Origin of the sequence: Plantactinospora veratri (assembly GCF_036421995.1) — a bacterium.
Taxonomy (GTDB): Bacteria; Actinomycetota; Actinomycetes; order Mycobacteriales; family Micromonosporaceae; genus Plantactinospora; species Plantactinospora veratri.
On the sequence record NZ_JAZGQL010000005.1, the window covers coordinates 705,038 to 723,483 of the forward strand.

An 18,446-nucleotide genomic window follows, 5' to 3' on the forward strand; every position below is an offset into this window, starting at 1 on the left:
GCTAGCACCTTCCGATAGAGACGAACTCGTTGGCGATGCGTCGGCGCCACACCTCGTAGGCGGGCTCGCTTCCGTTGACCGGGGCGTCCGGACGGTTCCCCTCGCTCAGCCGCGCGGCCTCGGCGGCGGACATCCCGCAGAAGACCCGGGTGGCCAGCTCGTTGTGCGGCACGACCAAACCGGCGCGCAGCCGGGCGGCGGCGCCGAACGCCGCACCCTGGGCGACCTGTGGCCGGCAGTCCCCGGCCGCGTCCCACAGGGTGCGCAGTTCGGACTCGTCCGCCCCGCCCGCGTAGGTGGCGGCCAGGCCGGCGCCGGAGTACAGGTCCGGCCACCGGTGCCGGGGGAACGTCTCGATGGTCTTGACGACGAGCGCGGGGGCGGTGCCGCAGACGAACCAGAGCGCCCGGCCGACACCCTGGTCCAGCACCCGGTTCGCGTACCACCGCGGCCCCTCAACCGGCCACGGGAACCGGTCGTGCTGGTAGCGCTCGTGCACGTACCGCTTCGTGTGGAAGTACGCCTGGTGGAAGCCGTACCCGTCGAGCGCGAGCCAGCGCAGGACCGGATCCGTCGGTGCGATCCGCGACCAGCGCGCCCGGGGCAGTCGGGCCATCGCCCAGCCGATGCCGACATAGGCCATGTAGACGTGCGCCTCTCCCGCCCCGGCAAGGAACCGCGAGACATTGTCGCCCCGACTCAACGGCAAGGCGTCACGAATGGCGAACCCCATCGCAGCACCCTCGTAAGCGAATCCGCGAAAGCGCACCGGGACCCGTTCGAGTTCGGATTCCGCCTCGTCGGCGATACGCGCCTGCGCGGCATGTGCAAAGCCGGTCAGAAAGGTACGCCCAATCGTCTCCAACAATTCCTTGGAGGCCGCGTCCTTCTCGTGGAAGCCGCGTACGTCCAGCCTGGTCGCGGAGGTGCTCGGGGTCAGAATGCGCCGCCGCAGCCCTCGCCAAACACTAGTCAACTCTCCCCCAAGGCATTCAGTGGCTGTTTACCGGTGGTTTGCGACTAAGCTTCGCAGAGCGACCGGACCGAGTCTTCTTCCGCGTTGCTGCGGTCTTCTTCGAAGATGCCCTCGTCATTGCCGCCGACACGACGAAACCCCGGCAGCTATGCCGGAGAATTGACGTACCCGAATCAGGAAACGCGATCTGCCACGTGGAGTGCGCCGATCCGCCGCGCCGCCGCGTAGCTCGCCCACGCGGCCGCCTCGACCAGCGCGGCGTCCCGCGGCTCGGCCAGCCGGAACTCCTGCACGGTCTCCTCGTCCACCTGGTGGGAGGCGAACGCGGTCAGCAGTGCCAGGCGGCCGGCCGCCCGGTCGGCCTCCGGCAGTTCGGCGACGAGCTGCTCGCACCACTGCCGGCTCAGGCCGGCCTCCTCGCCCCGCCAGCCGCGCAGCCGGTCCTCCACGAGTTGCCGCACCGCCGGCGAGAGCGCCCGCTGACCGGCGCGTTCGAACGCGGCGAAGGAGCGGGCCACCGCCTCCGCGATCTCCGGCTGCCCGACCGCCCAGGCGGCGTCCGACGGCAGCGGGGCCTCGGGCAGCAGCGGGAGCGAGCGACCCGCCGGCTGCACCTCCCGCAGCGAGGCGCTGAGCATCAGGCTGATCCCGTGTTTGACCCGGCGGCGGGCCCGTGGGCCCAGCCGAGGCGGGAGGAGGAAGTTCGCCAGGAAGACGTTGACCATCCGGCCGAGGTAATGGAAGCCCACCACCACACCCACCAGCTCGGCGCGTTCGGCCGCCGAGAACGGCGGCCGGGGCAGCACCGCCCCGTCCGGCTGGTGCGCGGTCCTGCCCCACGCCGCCAGATCCCGGATCCGGGGGTCGGCGATCTCGTCCACCCGGTCGCCCGCGACCGCCTCGGCGTCCTCCTCCGTGGCGAGGTCGTAGATGCCGATGCTGTGCATGTCGACGCAGTACGGGCAGATGTTCGCCACCGAGACGGCCGCGGCGACCGCCTCCTTCCCGAGCCGGTCGACCGCACCGCCGGCCAGCAGCGGCTCCCGCATCAGCATCCAGTACCCGGCCAGGGCCTCCGGCGCGGGCGAGTGCAGCAGTACCGGCGGCACCACCAGGCGCATTTCCTCCGCGACCTGCCGGTAGACCGCCGCGACCAGCCCGTCGGCCTTCCCGGGCGGGACGGTCCGGACGTACTTGACCTGCCGCTGTACCACGGACGAGATGACGCGACCGGCAACCATTTCTCCTCCAGCGCCCTCGACGACCTACCGCCGGCCCACCGCGCGGGCCGCTACGACCACGGCGCGGTCGGGTACCACGGGATGATTTCGCGGCGGGCCAGCAGCCGGACGTCCCAGTAGAGGAACGTGAAGACGCCGGCCACCAGAAGCGCGACCGCGGTGATGGTCGCGACCCGGCTCGGCTTCGCGGCCAGCCAGCCGCGCAGCCGGGGCCCGCTGACCAGCGCCACCGCCGCGAAGAGCACCGCCATCACCAGGATGTTGCCGATCGACTGCAACGTGAACGCCAGGGCACCGTAGAGCGGGTTCCCGCTCTCCGCGGCGTCCCGGAACATCTGCCGGAAGAGTGCGAACGGGCGTCCGATGAGGAATCCGCCGATCAGCGCCCCCAGGACGACCATCGGCGCGTTCGGGAACCTCCGCGAGACGCGTGCGAACGGGTCCGGCACGATGCCGAGGGCGGCCAGCCCGAGGTAGGTCATGGCGAGCCCGATGACGCCGAAGACCACCAGCGACTGGACGCTGCGGGGTGAAAGACTGCCCGCGCTGTTCGCCGCCGTCGAGAACTGCGGCATCGAGGTGCCGACCAGCCCGACGACCGCGCCGTACGTCGCGGAGACCGCGATCATCCCCACCGCCAGCCACCCCAGCGGGGCGAACATGTGCCGCAGCCGGCTCCACCGCCCGCCGGTGCCGAGCATCGGCGCCATCGCACCGAACGCGGCGATGTTGCAGGCCGTGAAGGTACCGGCGAGACCGGAGACGAACGCGAACGCCACCCCGGCGCCGATCCCGGCGATCGGGGTCTCCTTGGCGTCGTGCCCGAGCAGCGTGTCCGCCACGCTGTCGCCGATCGTGCTGTCGACGAACTCCGCCGACCAGACGACGGTGAGCAGGAAGCCGCCCAGGACGCTGAGCCCGAGTACGAGCCACCGCCGCCGGGGGAAGTGCCCGTTGACCAACATGGACGTGGCGCGTGGTGCCGCGGCGGGGGTACCCGTCGTCGGCGGCGGTCCGATCTCGGTGCTCATCCGGCGTGCCATCGTGCCTCCCCTGCGGCGCTCGACTCTCCGTAAAGCATGCGACGACGGGGCGCGACGATGTTCTCCAAAGATGCGGTCCAGCCGACCGAAATTCAGCAACCTGGAATAACAGGTTGACGCTGGGTGACGACTACGGTCGGCCAGGACCGGTAGTCCACGACGGGAGGGAGACACCCATGGTCAGCGGTTCGGCGGTCGCTCCGCCAGCTGGTCCGATCGCCCGGCTGAACCGGAGCCACCACAAGACGGCGTTGAACCTCTACCTGTTCATCGTCGTCGCACACTGGGCCGAGCACCTGGTGCAGGCCTACCAGATCTGGGTGCTCGGCATGCCCCGGCCGCAGGCACGCGGGGTGCTCGGCTGGTACTACCCCTGGCTGGTCAGCTCCGAGTGGCTGCACTACGGTTACGCCCTCGTCATGCTGGTCGGCCTCTTCCTGCTGCGGCCCGGCTTCGTCGGACGGGCCCGTACGTGGTGGACGGTGGCGCTGGTAATCCAGTTCTGGCACCACATCGAGCACCTGCTGCTGCTCGTCCAGGTGCAGGCCGGCGTCAACTTCTTCGGCGCGGCGCAGCCGACCAGCATCGCCCAGCTCGTACTCGCCCGGGTCGAGCTGCACCTCTTCTACAACTCCGTGGTGTTCATCCCGATGGCGATCGCGATGTACCTGCACCTGCGCCCCAACCGGGCGGAACTGGCCCAATACACCTGCAACTGCGTCGCCCGGTCGAGGTCGGGCCAACCCGTCCCCTCGGCGGTCTGACCGGTCATGCCCTCCCGCGCCACCGCACCGCTCGCGCTGGGTCTCCTGGCTGTTGCCGCTGGTGTCCTGTTGGGGACGCCAGCGGCCGCCAGTGCGCAGGGCACCCTCGTCGCGAGCGACCCGCAGGACCAGGCGGTGCTCTCCGCCGGGCCGCGCGGCGTACGTCTGACCTTCTCCGGCCCGCCCGTGGCGGCCGACTCGCACGTCTCGGTGCTCGACCGCGACGGCTCCAGCCTGACCACCGGACCGCTGGTGGTCCGGCCCGGTCGCGCCGTCTGGCAGCCGATCGCCGTCGAGGGACCGGGTGACGTCGTCGTCGCCTACCACGTCGCGCTCAGCAGTGGCGGTGCCGCCTCCGGCATCCTGCGCTTCAGCGTCGGTACCGGGGAGCCGCCCGCGCCGCTGCGCGCCGCCATACCCACCGGCGACCACGGGCACGGCGTCGACCCGATCAGCGCGTTCCTGCTCGTGGTCGACGGGCTCGTCGCGCTCGGCGTACTGGCGCTGTTGTGGCTGCGCCGCCCGCTCCCGCCGTGACCGGACGATCCGCCCGGCGCCGGGCCCGGGTCGGGCCCACCGCGCCGGCCGCCTCCGGTCCTAGCTCGGGGTGCCGCGCAGTTGGGACGCCACCCGCGCCCCGACCCGCTGCCGCCAGATCTCGTAGTCGGGATCGGAACCGGAACCGAACCCGTCCGCCGCCACGTCGTCGGCGAGCGTCGCCGCCGCCGGTACCGTCATCCCGGTTAGCAGGCCGGTCGCCAGCTCGGTGTGCGCGGGCACGAAGCCGGCGAAGTCCCGGGCCTTGGCCGCGAAGACCACGCCCTGGGCCAGGTGCGGGAGTGCGTCACCGGCCGCACCGCGCAGCACCGTGAGGCCGTGCGCGTCGCTGCCGCCGGCGAAGGTGGCCGCCAGGCCGACACCGCTCCACAGGTCGGGCTGACGCTCGATGGCGAACCGTTCCACCGCCGCCGCCACGTCCGGCGCCACCCCACCGTGGATGAACCAGAGGGCGCGGCCGATGCCCTGGTCGACCGCGCGCGGAAAGTAGTCGGCCCGCCCCTGCCACGGGTACGGCGCCGGCCGGCGCTGCTCGGTGACCCAGCGGTCGGTCTCGAAGTAGGCGCGGTCGAAGCCGTACCCGTCGACGGCCAGCCAGCTCATGGTCGGGTAGTACGGCACGCCGCTCAGGTCGGGCAGCACGTTGCGCCACAGGAAGCGCGGCAGCCGGGCCATCGCGAAGCCGATTCCGATGTAGGTCAGGAAGGTGTGCGGCCGGCCCGGCCCGCGCAGCAGGTCCCGCGCCCGGTGGCCCCGACCGCCCGCCATCGCGTCGCGCACCGTGTAGGCCATCGCGGCACCCTCGTAGGCGAACCCCCGTTGTTCGGCTTCCACCAGTTCCAGCCGGCGTTCCACCTCCCACGGCGTCCGGGCCTCGATCGCCCACTCGAAGCCGCAGAGGACCGCCTGGGGAATGGCCTCCAGCCGACGGGTCGCGTCGGTGGCCTGGACCGGAAAGCCGCGCGCCGCGAAGGTCACCTCGGTGAACGACGGCGTCAGCGCCAAACGGCGCAGCGAACCGAGCATCGGCATACCGGGCTCCTAATCCGATATAGGGGGACAGCTCATCCCATGGTGGCGCGACCCCGAAGAAATTCCGTCTCCTGCCGTGCGCTGTCGGGCTCCGGCAGGGGTTTGCCGGCGGCGGGCGCCAGCGCAACGAAGAAGATGATTTCCAACCCCTGTATCGGGAGGATTGTCGTCTAACGGATCGGATTACGCCGACCATCCGCGCGCATCTTCTCCGAAACCATTGCCGCGCCAGCGGCCGGCATTCGGGGCAGGACGCCCACGACAGGCTCGACGACAGGAGGAACGCCGTGCAGCCCGACGAACACGATGCGGGGCCGGCCCGTACAGCCACCATAGAGGCATTTGCCGACACCATCATCCCGGGGGCGAAAAGATCTCCCGACGACCGGGCGGTGGCGGGTGCCGACCCGACCGGGGGCGCTGTGGCGGCGGGCGCCATCGAACTGCTCGAACAGCCCGGCGGCGGGTTGGCGGAGGCGTTGGATTCCCTGTTCTACACACTGAACGGCCACGCTCTCGAATACGCCGCGGAGCACGGTCTGGCACTCGACGAGGACGTACCCGCCTTCGTCGCACTCTCCTTCGAGCACCGCACCGCGCTTGTCCGGCAACTCACCGCACCCGTTCATCCCGAAAAACAGATGTGGGTCGCTCTCGCCCTTTTCAGCAACATGGCATTCGACAGCGCCGCGCACATCAGTACGGCCGAGGCATTCGCCACCCAACATCCGGGTCTGTTGACGATCGGATATTTCCGGCCGGACGCCGACGGCCTGCACCGTTTTCCGCAGTTCTCGTACGGGCGGGCTCTGGCCCCGATCCATCCACAAACCACGGTGACAGGTGATCCAGCATGACAAATGCTACGGAGTCGACGGACGTCGTCGTGATCGGCAGCGGCTTCGGCGGCGCCATTGCGGCCTACCATTTCGCCGCCGGTGGAGCGCGGGTCGTGGTCCTGGAACGCGGACCATGGCTGCGGGCCGAGGAATTCGACCACGACTTCAAGCTCGGATCGTCGTACACCCGGGTCTTCGACTTCGTCGTCGGCGACGGGATGAGCGTGCTCAGCGGCAACTGCGTCGGCGGCGGCAGCGTCGTCTATTTCGCCACGATGCCGCGGGCGCCCCGGTTCGTCTTCGAGCGGCACGGCAGCATCGGCCGCCGGATGTGGCCGGCCAGTATCACCAGGGACAAGCTCGAACCCTGGTACGACCGGGTCACCGAGGCGCTGCCGGTCACCCGGCAGTCCTGGGACAGGGTGCCGTACGCGGGCGGCCTCTTCGCGGCGGCCTGCGCGCACGCCGGCCGTACCGCCAACCCGCCGCCGTCGGCGGTGGACGTGGACGAGTGCGTGAACTGCAACTGGATGATGGCCGGCTGCCGGTTCGACGCCAAGCGGTCGCTGCTGCTCAACTACCTGCCCGCCGCCGTCGCGCACGGCGCCGGGATCCGGCCGCTGCACGAGGTGCAGCACCTGAGCAGGAACGACGACGGCGGCTACCGGGTGCACTACCGGATCGTCGACGCCGAGGACTACCGGATCCTGCACGACAGCGGCGCGATCGACGCCAAGCTCGTCGTCCTCGCTGCGGGTGCGGGCGCGACGCCGGTGATCCTGCAACGCTCGGCGGCCACCCTCGGCCCGATGCCGCACGCGGTGGGGAGGTACTTCTCCGGCAACGGCGAGCGCCTCAACACGGCGGTCTTCGACGAGGACCGGGTGCGCGAGGTGCTCGGACTGTCGCGCCCGGGCGGGCAGGCCTACGAGGCGTACCAGATCGGCCGCGGCCCGACGGTGGCGAGCTGGGACCGGTTGGACGGCCGGCTGCCGGAGTACGAGCGCTTCTCGCTCGAGCAGTTGTACTTCCCGCCGGGGCTCGGCACGATCCTGGCCCAGGTGCCCGGTGCCACCGGTCCGTCCTGGTTCGGTGTGCAGAAGAAGGAGATGCTGCGGCGCTGGCAGTCCTGGCTGACCATCTTCACCATGTCCGAGGACGACAACGAAGGTGTCTTCGGGCCGCCGCCGGAGACCGGGAACGCGCACCGGCTCTCGCAGCAGATGCTGGGCGACGGTCCGCTGCGGTACCGGCCGACGCCGAACACCTGGCGCGGCTGGTCGTTGGCGGACGCCGAGGTCAAGGACATCCTGGAGCGTGACGGCCTGGCCCGGGTGGCGCCGTGGACCAACGACCTGGTCGGTGCCTACACCGTGCATCCGCTGGCCTCCTGCCGGATCGGGGACGACCCGGCGACCTCGGCGTTGGACGACCGACACGAGCTGCGCGGGCATCCGGGCATCTTCGTCACCGACGGCTCGGCGGTGCCGGGTGCGTTGACGGTCAACCCGGCGCTCACCATCGCGGCGCTGGCCGAGCGGGCCATGCCCGGCATGGTCCGGGCCGCTCAGGAGCGGGGCGTCGCGGTGAAGTACGGCGCGCCCGGACCCGGTGCCGGCACGGCCTCCCGGGTCGCGATGGCTCAGACGGCCTGACGGGGGTGCGCCGTGGGATCGCTGTTCGCACGCGTCGCGCGCCGGGCGTCCGCGGCGCACATCCGGCACGTCGCCCCGGTCGCACCGGGTGGTGAGACCGGCCTGGTGGCCGAGGTGTACCAGCAGATGGAGACCGACTTCGGGATGGTCGCACCGCCGATCGGGCTGCACGCGCCGGCACCGGCGGCGCTCGCGGCGAGTTGGCTGATGCTGCGGGAGTCGCTGCTGGCCGGTGGTGTGGTCGACCGGTCGGTCAAGGAGGCGGTGGCGGCGGCGGTCTCGGTCGCCAACCGGTGCCCGTACTGCGTCGAGGTGCACGGGGCGGCGATGGCGGGCCTGTCGTCCGGCGCGGACGCGGACGCGATCGTCGCCGGCCGGTTCGACGCCGTCGCCGATCTCCGGGTACGGGAGTTGGCCCGCTGGGCCTGGGCGAGCGGGCGGCCGGAGGCCAGCGGTCGACCGGTCCCGTTCCCGGCCGAGCAGGCACCGGAGATCATCGGGGTGGCGGTGACCTTCCACTACCTGAACCGGATGGTCAGCCTCTTCCTCACCGAGTCGCCGCTGCCGCCGGTACCGGCTCCGGCGCTGGGCGTGGTGCGGCGGGGCGCCAGGTTCGTGATGGGAACTCTGGCGCGCCGGCGTCCGACGCCGGGTATCTCGCTGGACCTGCTGCCCGAGGCGCCGCTGCCGCCGGACCTGCGCTGGGCGGCCGGCCGACCGCCGGTCGCGGCGGCCTTCGCCCGGGCCGCCGCCGCCGTGGAGGACGGTGCGCGCGGTGCCGTGACCGCCGAGGTACGAGGGTTGGTGCTGGGCACGCTGGCCCGTCGGGTCGGCGTGGAGCCGGGGTTCGGCGCGCCGGCCTGGCTGGCGGAGGCGGTCGCGACGGTGCCGGCGGGTGACCGGCCGGCCGCACGACTCGGCCTGCTCACCGCGTTCGCTCCCTACCGGGTCACCGGCGAGCTGGTCGACCAGGTCAGGAGAGGTCTCGACGAGGCGGGGCTGATCCAGCTGACATCCTGGGCCAGCTTCGCCGCTGCTCGGGCGATCGGTGCGCGGTTGTGGCGCGCCGAGTCGGCCCCGCCGGCCGAGCGACAGATTTGACGTGCACGTTTCGGGCCGGTCACGACAGGGCTACGTCGGTGAAGTAGTGCGCACCGCTATCCGATTTTAACTTCGTGATTGCGCAGCGATAGAGCATGACGAATCTCAGTGTTGCTGGGAGGGCTTGCTTAAGTTAACCTCAACGTGGCGGAACGCATCGACGAGGGCGAGTGGACTGAAGCGCCGGGGGCATGGAAGCTTCGAAAACCCTTCTGTTATCTACCAATCAACTCATGCTGCCGGGCAGCCGACGACGGTAGGTCCTGCATTCTACCTCTCCGCTGGTTCGACCATTGCCGACACTTTTTGGTGACCGAATCAAGCCCGACGTTCGAGTCCTCGGGAGGAGCAGGAGTGGACGACACCATCGAGCAAGCCGTGGGTCGCGCTATCGCTGCAATGCGCGAAAACCTCGGAGAGCAGCTCACGGTAGATGACATAGCCCGTGCCGCGATGTTCAGCAAGTTTCACTTCACCCGGATATTCCAGCGCGCCACCGGCGTCTCTCCTGGTCGCTTCCTGTCGGCACTGCGATTGCAGCGGGCAAAACACCTTCTGGTGTCGACGTCGCTAAATGTAGCAGACATCAGCGTACGCGTTGGATACAACAGCGTGGGCACGTTCAGTACCCGCTTCAGCAGAAGCGTCGGAATGTCACCGACCGCCTATCGGAAGCGGTCCGGATTCGCACCGCACATACCCGTCGACCCGCATCTCGGGCTGGACGGGCGCTCGTCCGGACGGGTATCGGGACGGGTGTGGCCGGCTCAGGCGGAGGAGAACAGCCTCATCTTCGTCGGCCTCTTTCCCGACCGGATTCCACAGGGCCGGCCGGTGCGGTGCGCGATCCTGTCCGGGTGGGGCCAGTACCGATTCGACAGCGTGCCGGCCGGCACCTGGTATCTGCTGGCCCAGGAGGTGACCGGCGATCCTCGCGCGGCGATCGGCGAGCCGGACGGCGTCGACGGGTCGGTCTCGGTCGCCACGAACGGGCCGCTGACCATCGGCCGGGACACCTTCATCCAGGCCGACCTGCTGCTGAAACCGGCGGGCACGCTGGACCCGCCCGTGCTGCTCGCCCTGCTCGACGCCCGGAACACGGCACTGGCCAGCGTGCCGGAGCCCGAACCCGCCGCGACCGCGGCGACCCACCCGACCGGAGACGTCGGCTCGGTGGGCATACCCCTACCAGGCAACAACATAAATATCGACGCAAGGGTACGTATTGACGCAACTGATAATCTTGGCGAGCTAAACCAGGTGCGGTGCGGCACCTCTGGAACCACCAGCAACGCCAGCGGGGGGCTAGATGCGCATATCCGATCTCAGCCGGCGGACCGGGGTCTCCGTTGCCACGATCAAATTCTACCTACGCAGGGGTCTGCTTCCCAAAGGCGTACCGACCCAGCGGAACCAGGCCGAGTACAACGAGAGACACCTGTACCGGATCCGTCTCATCAGGGCGTTCACGAACATCGGACAACTCGACCTCTCCACCGTCGGCGAGCTGCTCGCAGCCATCGATGACGAAAAGCTGTCGCTACCGGACCTGTACGAGGTCGTCAACCGGGCCCGCTTCCCGGAGCAGCCACTTCTGGACGACATCAAGGGGATGCGTGGCGCGCGCTCCGACGTGGACGGATTCATCCAGAGCCTGGGCTGGCAGGTCGACCCCGAGGTGGCCGGCAGACTGGCGCACGTGGTGGTGACCCTGCGCCACCTCGGCTGCGAGTGCGACATGGACTTCTTCAGCCCGTACGCGGCCGCGGCCGAGCGGCTCGTCGTCCAGGAGCTGGATCTGCTCCCGTCGGACTCGGCCAGCACCGACCGGGCCGCCGCGGTGGTACGGATGGTGCTCCTCGACGCCGCGCTGGCCACGGTACGCCGGATGGCGCAGGAGCACTTCGTGGCCCAGCGGTTCGACGCGGCGTCACCCGCAACCGGTGAGACCGGCGCGGTGGGTCAGCGCACCGGGGTCGCGAACTGACCGGGACGGCGCCCCGGTCCGGCCGGCCCGCGGTATGCCTGGGCGATGTCGAGCCAACGGTCGGCCTCCACGCCCGTCGCCGTGAGGTCGAGGTCGTCGCGGTGCCGGCGCCTCGTCACCAGCAGGCAGAAGTCGACCGCCCGACCGGTGATCCGGTTCTCGCCGTCGGCGGGGCCGAACGTCCAGAGCGTGCCCGACGGCGCGGTCAGCTCGAAGCGCAACTCGACGTCCGGGGTGGGCAGGCCACGCGCCTGGTAGCCGAAGTCCCAGGTGCGTACCGCGAAGCCGACCAGGTGGCCGACCCGATCGGTGTGGTCACGCCGTACGCCGAGCGCGTCGGCGATGTCCTGGCCGTGCCCGAACAATTCCATCAGACCTGCCGAGGCGAGCACGGCCACCGGGAGCGGGCGGACCAGCCAGGGCACGACCCGGTCCGGTGGTACGGCCGCGAGCGCCTGCTCCGCACGGGCGCGTTCGGCACGCCAGCGGTCCAGCAGGACGTCCGGCGGCTCGGCCAGGAACTCGGCCATCGCGTGCGCCACGTTCGCGTTGAAGTTGGGACTGAGCTGCGAGGTCATCGCGGTGAACCGATCCGGGTCCACCACTGCGAGCGCCGCCATCCGGAAGGTGGCGGCCAGGTGGGCGACCTGGTGCGCGATCGTCCAGCCCGGTGCCGGTGTGGGCAGCGCCCACTCGGCGGCGTCGAGCCCACTCACCATGCGGTCGACCTCGTCACCCTCGATGACGAGGTCCTGGACCACTCTTGTCTCGGTCATGCGTCTACCGCCTCTCGTGGACTATGGGGCCGGATCGCGCGGGCAGTTGTGGTAGACCGCCAGCAGCCACGCGTCGCCGCGCTTCACCAGGATCCAGGACGCCCGGATGGCCGCCTCGGCGGAGAGTTCCGACTCGCCAGGGGCGAGTACTCCGCCGACCGTCGTCAGCGCGACCGCGCCGGGGGCGAGCGGGATGACCTCGACCGGCTGGCCCGTCACGCGGGTCCCCCGGTAGGCATCGGCGAATTGCGCCGCCATGAACGCACGGATCTCGTCCCGACCCTTCCGGTAGACCCCGGGAAGGATGAGCGTGCCGTCCTGGGTGAAAAGCTCGGCGAATCCGTCGGCATCGTGCTTCGCCCAGATTTCCACCATTCGTGCGGGGACCGCGGCTATCGCGGCACGATCGGCATCGGTGGCTGCTGTCGCTGGTCCGGTAATCGTCATGCCTCGCCTCACTTCCTCTCGAATCATGCGGGAGTAGTCGACCCGTGGCGGGCGCATTCCTCGCTGGGATCACCCTGGCACGCGGGCCGGAACGGCGCATCTTTGGTCTTGCGGCGTCGGCGGTCGACCCGACGCCGGAACAGACGTCGCCACTAACGGCAGAAATTGGCGTTTGACAATTGACCACGACGAATCGTGCCGCCCGTCCGGTCGGGCCGTGATGGTGTGGCCCGGGCAGGCCCCGACCTATGCCGGACCATCGAACGGTGCGCCTAGACCCGTGGAATGTCGAACAGCTGCGGAAACCTCGCGGTCAGCCCGAGGTCGCCCTTCGTCTTCAGCTTTCCCTTCATCGCCAGCGTGACCGGGTGGGCGTTTCCGGTCACCATCCGGAGGAAGTCGACGGCGCCGACGGTCAGCGTCAGCTTCGGCTGCCGCTCCGGCTCGGGTGACAGCGCACAGGCCCCACCGTCGATGACGATCTCGTAGACGTCGACGGTACCGTCCGGTCCGTCGCCGATCCTCCAGTGCACCACCGCCGACGTACCACCGGCCCGGTCGCCCCGGAAGACGCCCGGCATCCGCGCCAGCACCGTGTCCAGAACGGCCCGGCGCCGGCTGCCGCACATCAGCGCGCGCAGCTCGTCGGTCGAGGTCGCCTTGACCAGCAGGGCCAACTCGCGGGCGTCCAGCGTTGCCGGATCGAGGTCCTCGATGGGCATCTCATCCTCCCGGTGACACGGCCGCACCGATCGTCAGCAGCCTCGCCCGGCCGGGCGAGGCTGCTGCCGGTGCGCTGCTGCGCCGGTGCCTGTCCATCCTGGTCGCCGGCACGGCTACCGCTCATCTCCTGACTTGCTGTCCCCCGTCGAGACCGGCCGGCGGGCCCGACCGAGGTCACCGACCCGGCGTGCCGAGCGCGTCGGCGTACCGGCCGGTCGACCGACCCGGGCGACGTGCAGCAGCCGGTCCGGTGGCACGCCCAGCACCGAGCCGAGCACCTCGCGGGTCGGTGCCGCGTCGAGGAGCTGGCTCAGCGGATGCGCCGCCATGCCGGCCGCCTCCAGGGCCAGCCAGATCCGCATCAGCACCCGGCCGAACCCGACCAGGCCCGAGTCGTCCGGTCCGGACGGTCCGACGAGGACCAGCACCGCGCCGCCGCGCGCCAGCGGGTTTCCGGCGGCCGCGGCGAGCAGCCGGGGCAGTCCCAGCCGGCGCAGCACCGGGTAGCCGGCCATCGCCGCCCGCAGCCCGGTCGCCTCGGCCCGGGACAGCCCCAGGCAACGGTCGGTGAGCCCGTCGCGGTGATAGCCCGGGTGTGCCGGCGTGAGGCGCAGCCAGCAGCGCAGCTCGTCGACGACCGCCGGATCCGAGTACAACTGCCGGTCGGCGACCCGGAGCAGCCGGGCCAGCAGGTCGGCGTCCGGCACCACCCGGAGCGCCCCGCCGGCCTCCCGGGCCATGGCGTCGGCGGCCGCGACCACCCGGGCCGGCGGGCCCGCCGAGAAGACTCCCCGGTGGGTACGCCGACCGCGCACCTGCGCCGCCCCGAACGGGCTGTCGTAGCGGCTCCCGGATCCCCGCAGCCAGCCCACCCGACGGTCCTCGGCACAGTGGTCCGGGACGAACCCGACCCGCAGCCCGGCGTCGGCGGCGACGACCAGGCAGGTCTCGACGAACGCGCCGACCGAGAGCCACAGGTCCCGCCCGGACGGATCGGACGCCGGCAGCGCGTTCGCCGGGTCCCAGCCCACCCGGACCTCCGCCGCCCGATGGTCGAGCCGCCACGGTTGGGTGTTGTGCGCGCTCGGCGCCCGCCAGCAGAGCGGCTCCAGTGCCCGGAACGCCGCGACGTCCACCTACAACGCCTTCTCGTAGAAGGTGTACCCGTGCAGCGGCCGCCCGCCCATCCCCCGGAACTGCGCGGCCGAGGCCGGATTGTCCCGCCCGACGTACGTGCTGCGCAGCGTGCCGTACCCACCCGCGTGCAGGTTCCGGCGCAGCTCGGTCGAGAGCAGCCGCTGGTAGCCGCGCCCCTGGTACTCCGGCAGCACCCCCTTGACGATCAGCACCGCCTCCCGCCGGTAGCGCCGCCGGGTCGCCAGCAGCCGGAGCTGGTTGACCAGGTTCAGGTTGCCCCGTACCCGGATCACGAACTCGCTGATGTCCGGGATGCAGAGTACGAAGGCCACCGGCCGCTCCGCCCGGGTCAGGTAGAGCAGCAGCGACTCGTCGAGCAGGTACGCCAGCCCGTCGGTCTGCCGGCGCAGCTGCTCGATCGAGATCTCGGTGTAGTAGCCGAGCTGGGCGAAGGAGGCGTTCAGCAGGTCCCGCAGCAGGTGGAGCTGCTCGTCGAGCCGTCGCGGGTCGCCCCGGTGCACCCGCAGTTCCGGGTCGTCGCTGAGGACCGGGTCGGCGCCGGCCGGGGTCGGGGTGACCGGGCAGATCCAGGTGTCCGACTCGAACCGCCGGACGAAGCCGTACGACTCGTAGGCGGTCACGTACCTCGGCGGGTTGTAGGCGCTGTCGACGAAGCCGCGATCGGCGTACCCGGAGGTGATGACCCCGCCAGCCTGGTTGGGCAGCAACGCCACCGGACCGAAGAGCGCCTCCCGGTCGCCGGCGGCCCGGCCGGCCGCGGTGATCGCCGCGAAGAGCGGCTCCGCCGCCGGCTCGGTGAACTCGGTCAGCCCGAAGAGCTGGTACCGCCGGCCGAGTTTGACGTCGAAGGCGGCGTCGGTGTGCAGCGTGGTCCGGGCCAGCACCGTGCCGGTGCCCGGCTCCCGGAGCAGGTACATCGGCACGCCCTCGCGCCACCAGCGCCGTACCTGGGGATACGTCGGCGGTACGAAGCGCGGCTCGTCCGCGTACACCCGGTCGGTGAACCTGAGGAAGTCCCGCAGGCCGCGCCGGTCGACGACGCGTTCCAGGTTTGCGGCGGCGGTCATCGCCGCACCGCCGGTCCGGTCGACTCCGTGCCCAGCGGGGTGAAGGTCGGGATGTGCGCCATCTCGGTGGACTCGGCCCGCCACACGCCGTTGGAGTAGCCGTCCGGCTCGGCGGTGTAGAGCCGGATGAAGCCGGCGGTCGCGTTCCGGGTGCCGTCGGTTACCCACGCCATCAGCCTGCGGTGGTGCCGGGACCGGGCGAACCGCAGCATCGCGTCCCGGTCGGCGAAGAACGCGACGGTGCCGAGGGTGAACGGGAACTGCCAGTAGACGGTGTGCCAGCGGTATCCGGACATCCGACGCATGTCCCGAAGCATCCGGCGCCAGGCCGGCCAGAGCCGCAGCAGCGCCAGCGGGCTGCGGTAGCGGGTCGCGCCGACGAACATCGCGCCGGCCCGGGCCTGCGCCGGGGCCTGGGAGAAATCCCGGGTACGCATGCCTCAACCTCCCAGCAGGTAGACGTTCTTGATCTTCTGCTCTCCGGCGAACGGGCCGGTTCCCGCCTCGTGCAGCTCCACCCGCAGATCTCCGGCGGTCGGGTCCTCGGTCAGCGACTGCGCGAAGTCCCGGGAGACGGCGGCGAGGTGTCGGCGTACCCCGTCCCGGCAGGTCGCGGCGAGGGCGTCCCGGACCGGTCCGGCCAGCGGGCGGCGCAACTCCAGGTGCACCACCGGCCGGCTCTCCAGCCCGGCGTCCTCGACCAGCGCCAGCCGGAACCGGCTGATCTCGGCGGCGTACGGGTTGCCGGCGTAGAGGCCGTACTCGACGTCCTGGGGGTAGAGGTTGGCGCCGAGGTAGGAGATCGTCGAGTCATCCCGCCGGCCGAAGAGCAGCAGCAGCGGCAGGGTCATCCGCTCGCCGGCCTGGGCCGCCCGGCACTCGGCCCGACCCGCCGGGTCGTCGCGGAGCAGGTCGAGAATCCTCCGGTACGGCAGCAGCACCGCCTCGTCGCCGACGTTGTAGCGCAGCCGGGGCTGGAGCACGTCCAGGCTGGTCACCGTGCAGAGCAGTTCCCGCCGTTCGTTGGTCTCCAGGTAGGTGGCCAGCGGGTTGTACTGGAAGACCATCGGCAGCCGCTGCTCGTCCGCGCCCAGCAGGGCGGCCCGGAACCGGACATCCGTCCAGAGTCGACGACGGAGCCAGACCGTGAACGCGGTCTCCGCGCCGATCCCGATGGTCAGGTCCGAGGCGCCGTACGCGGACCGTACCCGGCCGAACCGCTCCTCCAGATAGCTCCGCAACGCCTCGGTCATCCCCTCCCCGCCGCAGCTCGCGGAGATCCGGTGACTCGACCAGTCGAAGCCGTCGGCGTCGAGCCGGTCCCGCAGGTGTTTCAGGAACGGCGGGTACGCGGTCACCAGGTAGTCGAAGTCGGGCCCGAACTCCCGGAGCGTGTCGATGACCTTGCCGAGGTCGGGGCCGGTGTTCTTCACCACCGCGATCCGGGCCATCGCGGCGCCGGTGGTCGTCCCGGTCGCCCAGGCGCCCATCGAGTAAGCGTTGATCACGAACGGCCGGCGCATCGGGAAGACCAGGTTGGTGTAGCCGGCGATGTCGCGGTGCACCGCGCGCAGTTCCCGCTCGCCGCGCGGCCAGTTGAACGGCCGGCCCGACGAGCCCGCCGACTCGTCGACCACCACACCGTGGGCCGGCAGCCGGCCACCCCAGCACCGTCGGGCGGCAGGGTACGGCACGACGTAGTTCTCCTTGTCGGTCTCCGGGAAGTCGCCGAGCCGGCGGCGTACCCGCACGTCCACCTCGGCCGGGTGGCCCCGCAGGAAGGACCGGTACGCCGGTACGTCCAGGGCGGCGAGCGCACAGACTGCCCGCGCGTTCACCGCCGCGAGCCGGTCGAGGAGCGGGTGGTGCCGGCCGGCCAGCCAGCGCCAGGACGCCGGATGCCGGAGGGCGAGCCGGAGCACGGCTGTGCCGAGTCGTCCGGCGCAGGACAGGCGTACCCGGTGCCAGCGCTCCCGGAGGGTCAACCCGGCCGGCGCCAATGTGGACGGAGCGGGGTACCGGCGCAACGTCTCGGTCATCACAGCAGTGTCGACCGACCCGGCCACGCGTACCTGAGCCGTGGTGCCGGTCGGCACTGAGTACCCGTACCCAGAGCCGGCTGCCGGGCAGCGGGTGCGTGGTGGCGGTTTGGGTTAGTGGGGGGTGTGGGTGAGTAGGTGGAGGTTTTTGGTGGTGGTGGGTTCGGTGACGCGGGTTCTGGTGGTGTGGTCGGGGTTGAGGAGGGTGAGGTGGTGGGTGTTGCCGGTGCGGGTTCGGACGAGGATGCTGCTGTCGGGTTGGTAGTGGATGGCGGTGATGGTGCCGGTGACGGGGAGGGTGATGTTGGCGCCGGTGTGGGTGTCGATGGTGGTGTTGGCGGTGAGGTCGCGGGCGATGTCGCCGTCGGTCTGGTCGCCGGTGCGTTGGTTGACGGCGATCTGGGTGCCGTCGGGGGAGATGCTCAGGGGGTCGCAGCTGCGGCGGCGTTGTGGGTTGGTGGTGGTGTCGTGGCTGCCGAAGGTGGGGGTGGTTCGGGCGTTGCGGCCGGTGTGGTCGGCGGTGCCGATCTGGCAGGTGCCGGTGGCGTAGCCGAGGTGTCGGCCGTCGGCGGACCACAGTGGGTGGATGGCGTCGTGGAGTTGTCGGGTCAGGGGGGTGAATGTGGTGGTGGCGATGGTGAGGGTGCCGAGGGTGGTCTGGTGTGGTGTGGTGCTGCTGGCGACGAGGAGTTTGCGGGAGTCTGGGGACCAGGCCGGTGCGTAGCCGTGTTGGATGCTGTTGTTCATGACGGTTCGGCGGTGGTTGCCGTTTCGGTCGGTGACGATGACGTTGTCGTTGTCGTCGATGTAGGCGATGTGGTTTCCGTCGGGGGAGACGTTGGCGTTGTGTGCCCCGGTGGTGAGTACGGTGCGCAGTCCGGTGCGGGTGAGTCGGAGTAGGCGGTCGCCGTCGGTGTAGTAGAGCGAGCCGGGTAGTCCGGGGATGGAGGGTCCGGTTGGTGGCCGGCTCGTTCCGGCCGGTCCTGACCGTGGCACGGCCACCGACACCGACGGCGACACCGACGGCGATGCGGAGCCGG

At 70.9% G+C, this 18,446-nt stretch carries 18 protein-coding genes and 2 pseudogenes; 8 read left to right on the forward strand and 12 right to left on the reverse strand.

Annotated features, from left to right (window positions below):
* Nucleotide 1: 1 nt before the first annotated feature.
* The 3 genes from V1634_RS09320 to V1634_RS09330 all read right to left on the reverse strand — a co-directional run bounded on the left by V1634_RS09320 (nucleotide 2) and on the right by V1634_RS09330 (nucleotide 3,260).
* Complete coding sequence (locus V1634_RS09320; protein WP_331207332.1) at nucleotides 2–976, reverse strand: DUF1702 family protein; 975 nt, start codon at nucleotides 974–976, stop codon at nucleotides 2–4.
* Between the two features lie 173 nt (nucleotides 977–1,149).
* Nucleotides 1,150–2,217: a carboxymuconolactone decarboxylase family protein gene (locus V1634_RS09325; RefSeq protein WP_331207333.1), complete on the reverse strand. Its 1,068-nt coding sequence runs from the start codon at nucleotides 2,215–2,217 to the stop codon at nucleotides 1,150–1,152.
* A gap of 50 nt (nucleotides 2,218–2,267) precedes the next feature.
* Nucleotides 2,268–3,260 (reverse strand): hypothetical protein, encoded by a 993-nt coding sequence (locus V1634_RS09330; RefSeq protein ID WP_331207334.1) that lies wholly within the window; start codon nucleotides 3,258–3,260, stop codon nucleotides 2,268–2,270.
* A 176-nt stretch (nucleotides 3,261–3,436) separates the two neighbouring features.
* Between V1634_RS09330 and V1634_RS09335 the strand changes: the two genes are divergently transcribed.
* Together V1634_RS09335 and V1634_RS09340 are read left to right on the forward strand one after the other, a co-directional pair.
* A complete protein-coding gene (locus V1634_RS09335) occupies nucleotides 3,437–4,024 on the forward strand; it encodes a hypothetical protein (RefSeq protein ID WP_331207335.1) in 588 nt (195 codons plus the stop codon).
* Between the two features lie 69 nt (nucleotides 4,025–4,093).
* Complete coding sequence (locus V1634_RS09340; protein WP_331207336.1) at nucleotides 4,094–4,561, forward strand: copper resistance CopC family protein; 468 nt, start codon at nucleotides 4,094–4,096, stop codon at nucleotides 4,559–4,561.
* 60 nt (nucleotides 4,562–4,621) lie between these two features.
* Here the strand turns inward: V1634_RS09340 and V1634_RS09345 are convergent, their stop codons facing one another.
* Nucleotides 4,622–5,614, reverse strand: a complete 993-nt coding sequence (locus V1634_RS09345) for a DUF1702 family protein (protein ID WP_331207337.1) — start codon at nucleotides 5,612–5,614, stop codon at nucleotides 4,622–4,624.
* A gap of 287 nt (nucleotides 5,615–5,901) precedes the next feature.
* On the opposite strand from V1634_RS09345, the gene V1634_RS09350 reads away from it, so the two are divergent.
* From V1634_RS09350 to V1634_RS09375, 6 genes and pseudogenes are all read left to right on the forward strand, one after another.
* Nucleotides 5,902–6,471, forward strand: coding sequence for a DUF5987 family protein (locus tag V1634_RS09350; protein ID WP_331207338.1), 570 nt, complete (start codon nucleotides 5,902–5,904; stop codon nucleotides 6,469–6,471).
* Complete coding sequence (locus tag V1634_RS09355; RefSeq protein ID WP_331207339.1) at nucleotides 6,468–8,108, forward strand: GMC family oxidoreductase; 1,641 nt, start codon at nucleotides 6,468–6,470, stop codon at nucleotides 8,106–8,108. The genes V1634_RS09350 and V1634_RS09355 overlap by 4 nt, the downstream gene beginning before the upstream one ends.
* 12 nt (nucleotides 8,109–8,120) lie before the next feature.
* Nucleotides 8,121–9,209, forward strand: coding sequence for a carboxymuconolactone decarboxylase family protein (locus tag V1634_RS09360; RefSeq protein ID WP_331207340.1), 1,089 nt, complete (start codon nucleotides 8,121–8,123; stop codon nucleotides 9,207–9,209).
* Nucleotides 9,210–9,563: 354 nt separating this feature from the next.
* A pseudogene (locus V1634_RS09365) lies at nucleotides 9,564–10,304 on the forward strand (helix-turn-helix domain-containing protein); the annotation flags it as partial.
* 214 nt (nucleotides 10,305–10,518) lie between these two features.
* Nucleotides 10,519–10,665, forward strand: a pseudogene (locus V1634_RS09370) (MerR family transcriptional regulator); the annotation flags it as partial.
* Nucleotides 10,666–10,821: 156 nt separating this feature from the next.
* Nucleotides 10,822–11,196 carry a hypothetical protein gene (locus V1634_RS09375; protein WP_331207372.1) on the forward strand — a complete coding sequence of 125 codons (375 nt, stop codon included), beginning with the start codon at nucleotides 10,822–10,824 and terminating at the stop codon, nucleotides 11,194–11,196.
* Here V1634_RS09375 and V1634_RS09380 read toward each other — a convergent pair.
* From V1634_RS09380 to V1634_RS09415, 8 genes are all read right to left on the reverse strand, one after another.
* Nucleotides 11,172–11,972 (reverse strand): TIGR03084 family metal-binding protein, encoded by an 801-nt coding sequence (locus V1634_RS09380; protein ID WP_331207341.1) that lies wholly within the window; start codon nucleotides 11,970–11,972, stop codon nucleotides 11,172–11,174. The genes V1634_RS09375 and V1634_RS09380 overlap by 25 nt on opposite strands.
* A gap of 21 nt (nucleotides 11,973–11,993) precedes the next feature.
* Nucleotides 11,994–12,419 carry an SgcJ/EcaC family oxidoreductase gene (locus tag V1634_RS09385; protein ID WP_331207342.1) on the reverse strand — a complete coding sequence of 142 codons (426 nt, stop codon included), beginning with the start codon at nucleotides 12,417–12,419 and terminating at the stop codon, nucleotides 11,994–11,996.
* Nucleotides 12,420–12,691: 272 nt separating this feature from the next.
* Nucleotides 12,692–13,141, reverse strand: coding sequence for an SCP2 sterol-binding domain-containing protein (locus tag V1634_RS09390; protein ID WP_331207343.1), 450 nt, complete (start codon nucleotides 13,139–13,141; stop codon nucleotides 12,692–12,694).
* Between the two features lie 114 nt (nucleotides 13,142–13,255).
* Nucleotides 13,256–14,278: a nitroreductase family protein gene (locus tag V1634_RS09395; protein WP_331207344.1), complete on the reverse strand. Its 1,023-nt coding sequence runs from the start codon at nucleotides 14,276–14,278 to the stop codon at nucleotides 13,256–13,258.
* Nucleotides 14,279–15,367: a GNAT family N-acetyltransferase gene (locus tag V1634_RS09400; RefSeq protein WP_331207345.1), complete on the reverse strand. Its 1,089-nt coding sequence runs from the start codon at nucleotides 15,365–15,367 to the stop codon at nucleotides 14,279–14,281.
* The gene (locus V1634_RS09405; protein ID WP_331207346.1) at nucleotides 15,364–15,804 is read right to left on the reverse strand and encodes a DUF4188 domain-containing protein; all 441 of its coding nucleotides are present in this window, start codon (nucleotides 15,802–15,804) and stop codon (nucleotides 15,364–15,366) included. Before V1634_RS09405 ends, V1634_RS09400 begins: the two co-directional genes overlap by 4 nt.
* Nucleotides 15,805–15,807: 3 nt before the next feature.
* A complete protein-coding gene (locus V1634_RS09410) occupies nucleotides 15,808–17,406 on the reverse strand; it encodes a phenylacetate--CoA ligase family protein (protein ID WP_331207347.1) in 1,599 nt (532 codons plus the stop codon).
* 114 nt (nucleotides 17,407–17,520) lie between these two features.
* Nucleotides 17,521–18,446: TolB-like translocation protein (locus tag V1634_RS09415; RefSeq protein WP_331207348.1), on the reverse strand; the 926-nt coding region annotated here is incomplete at its 5' end.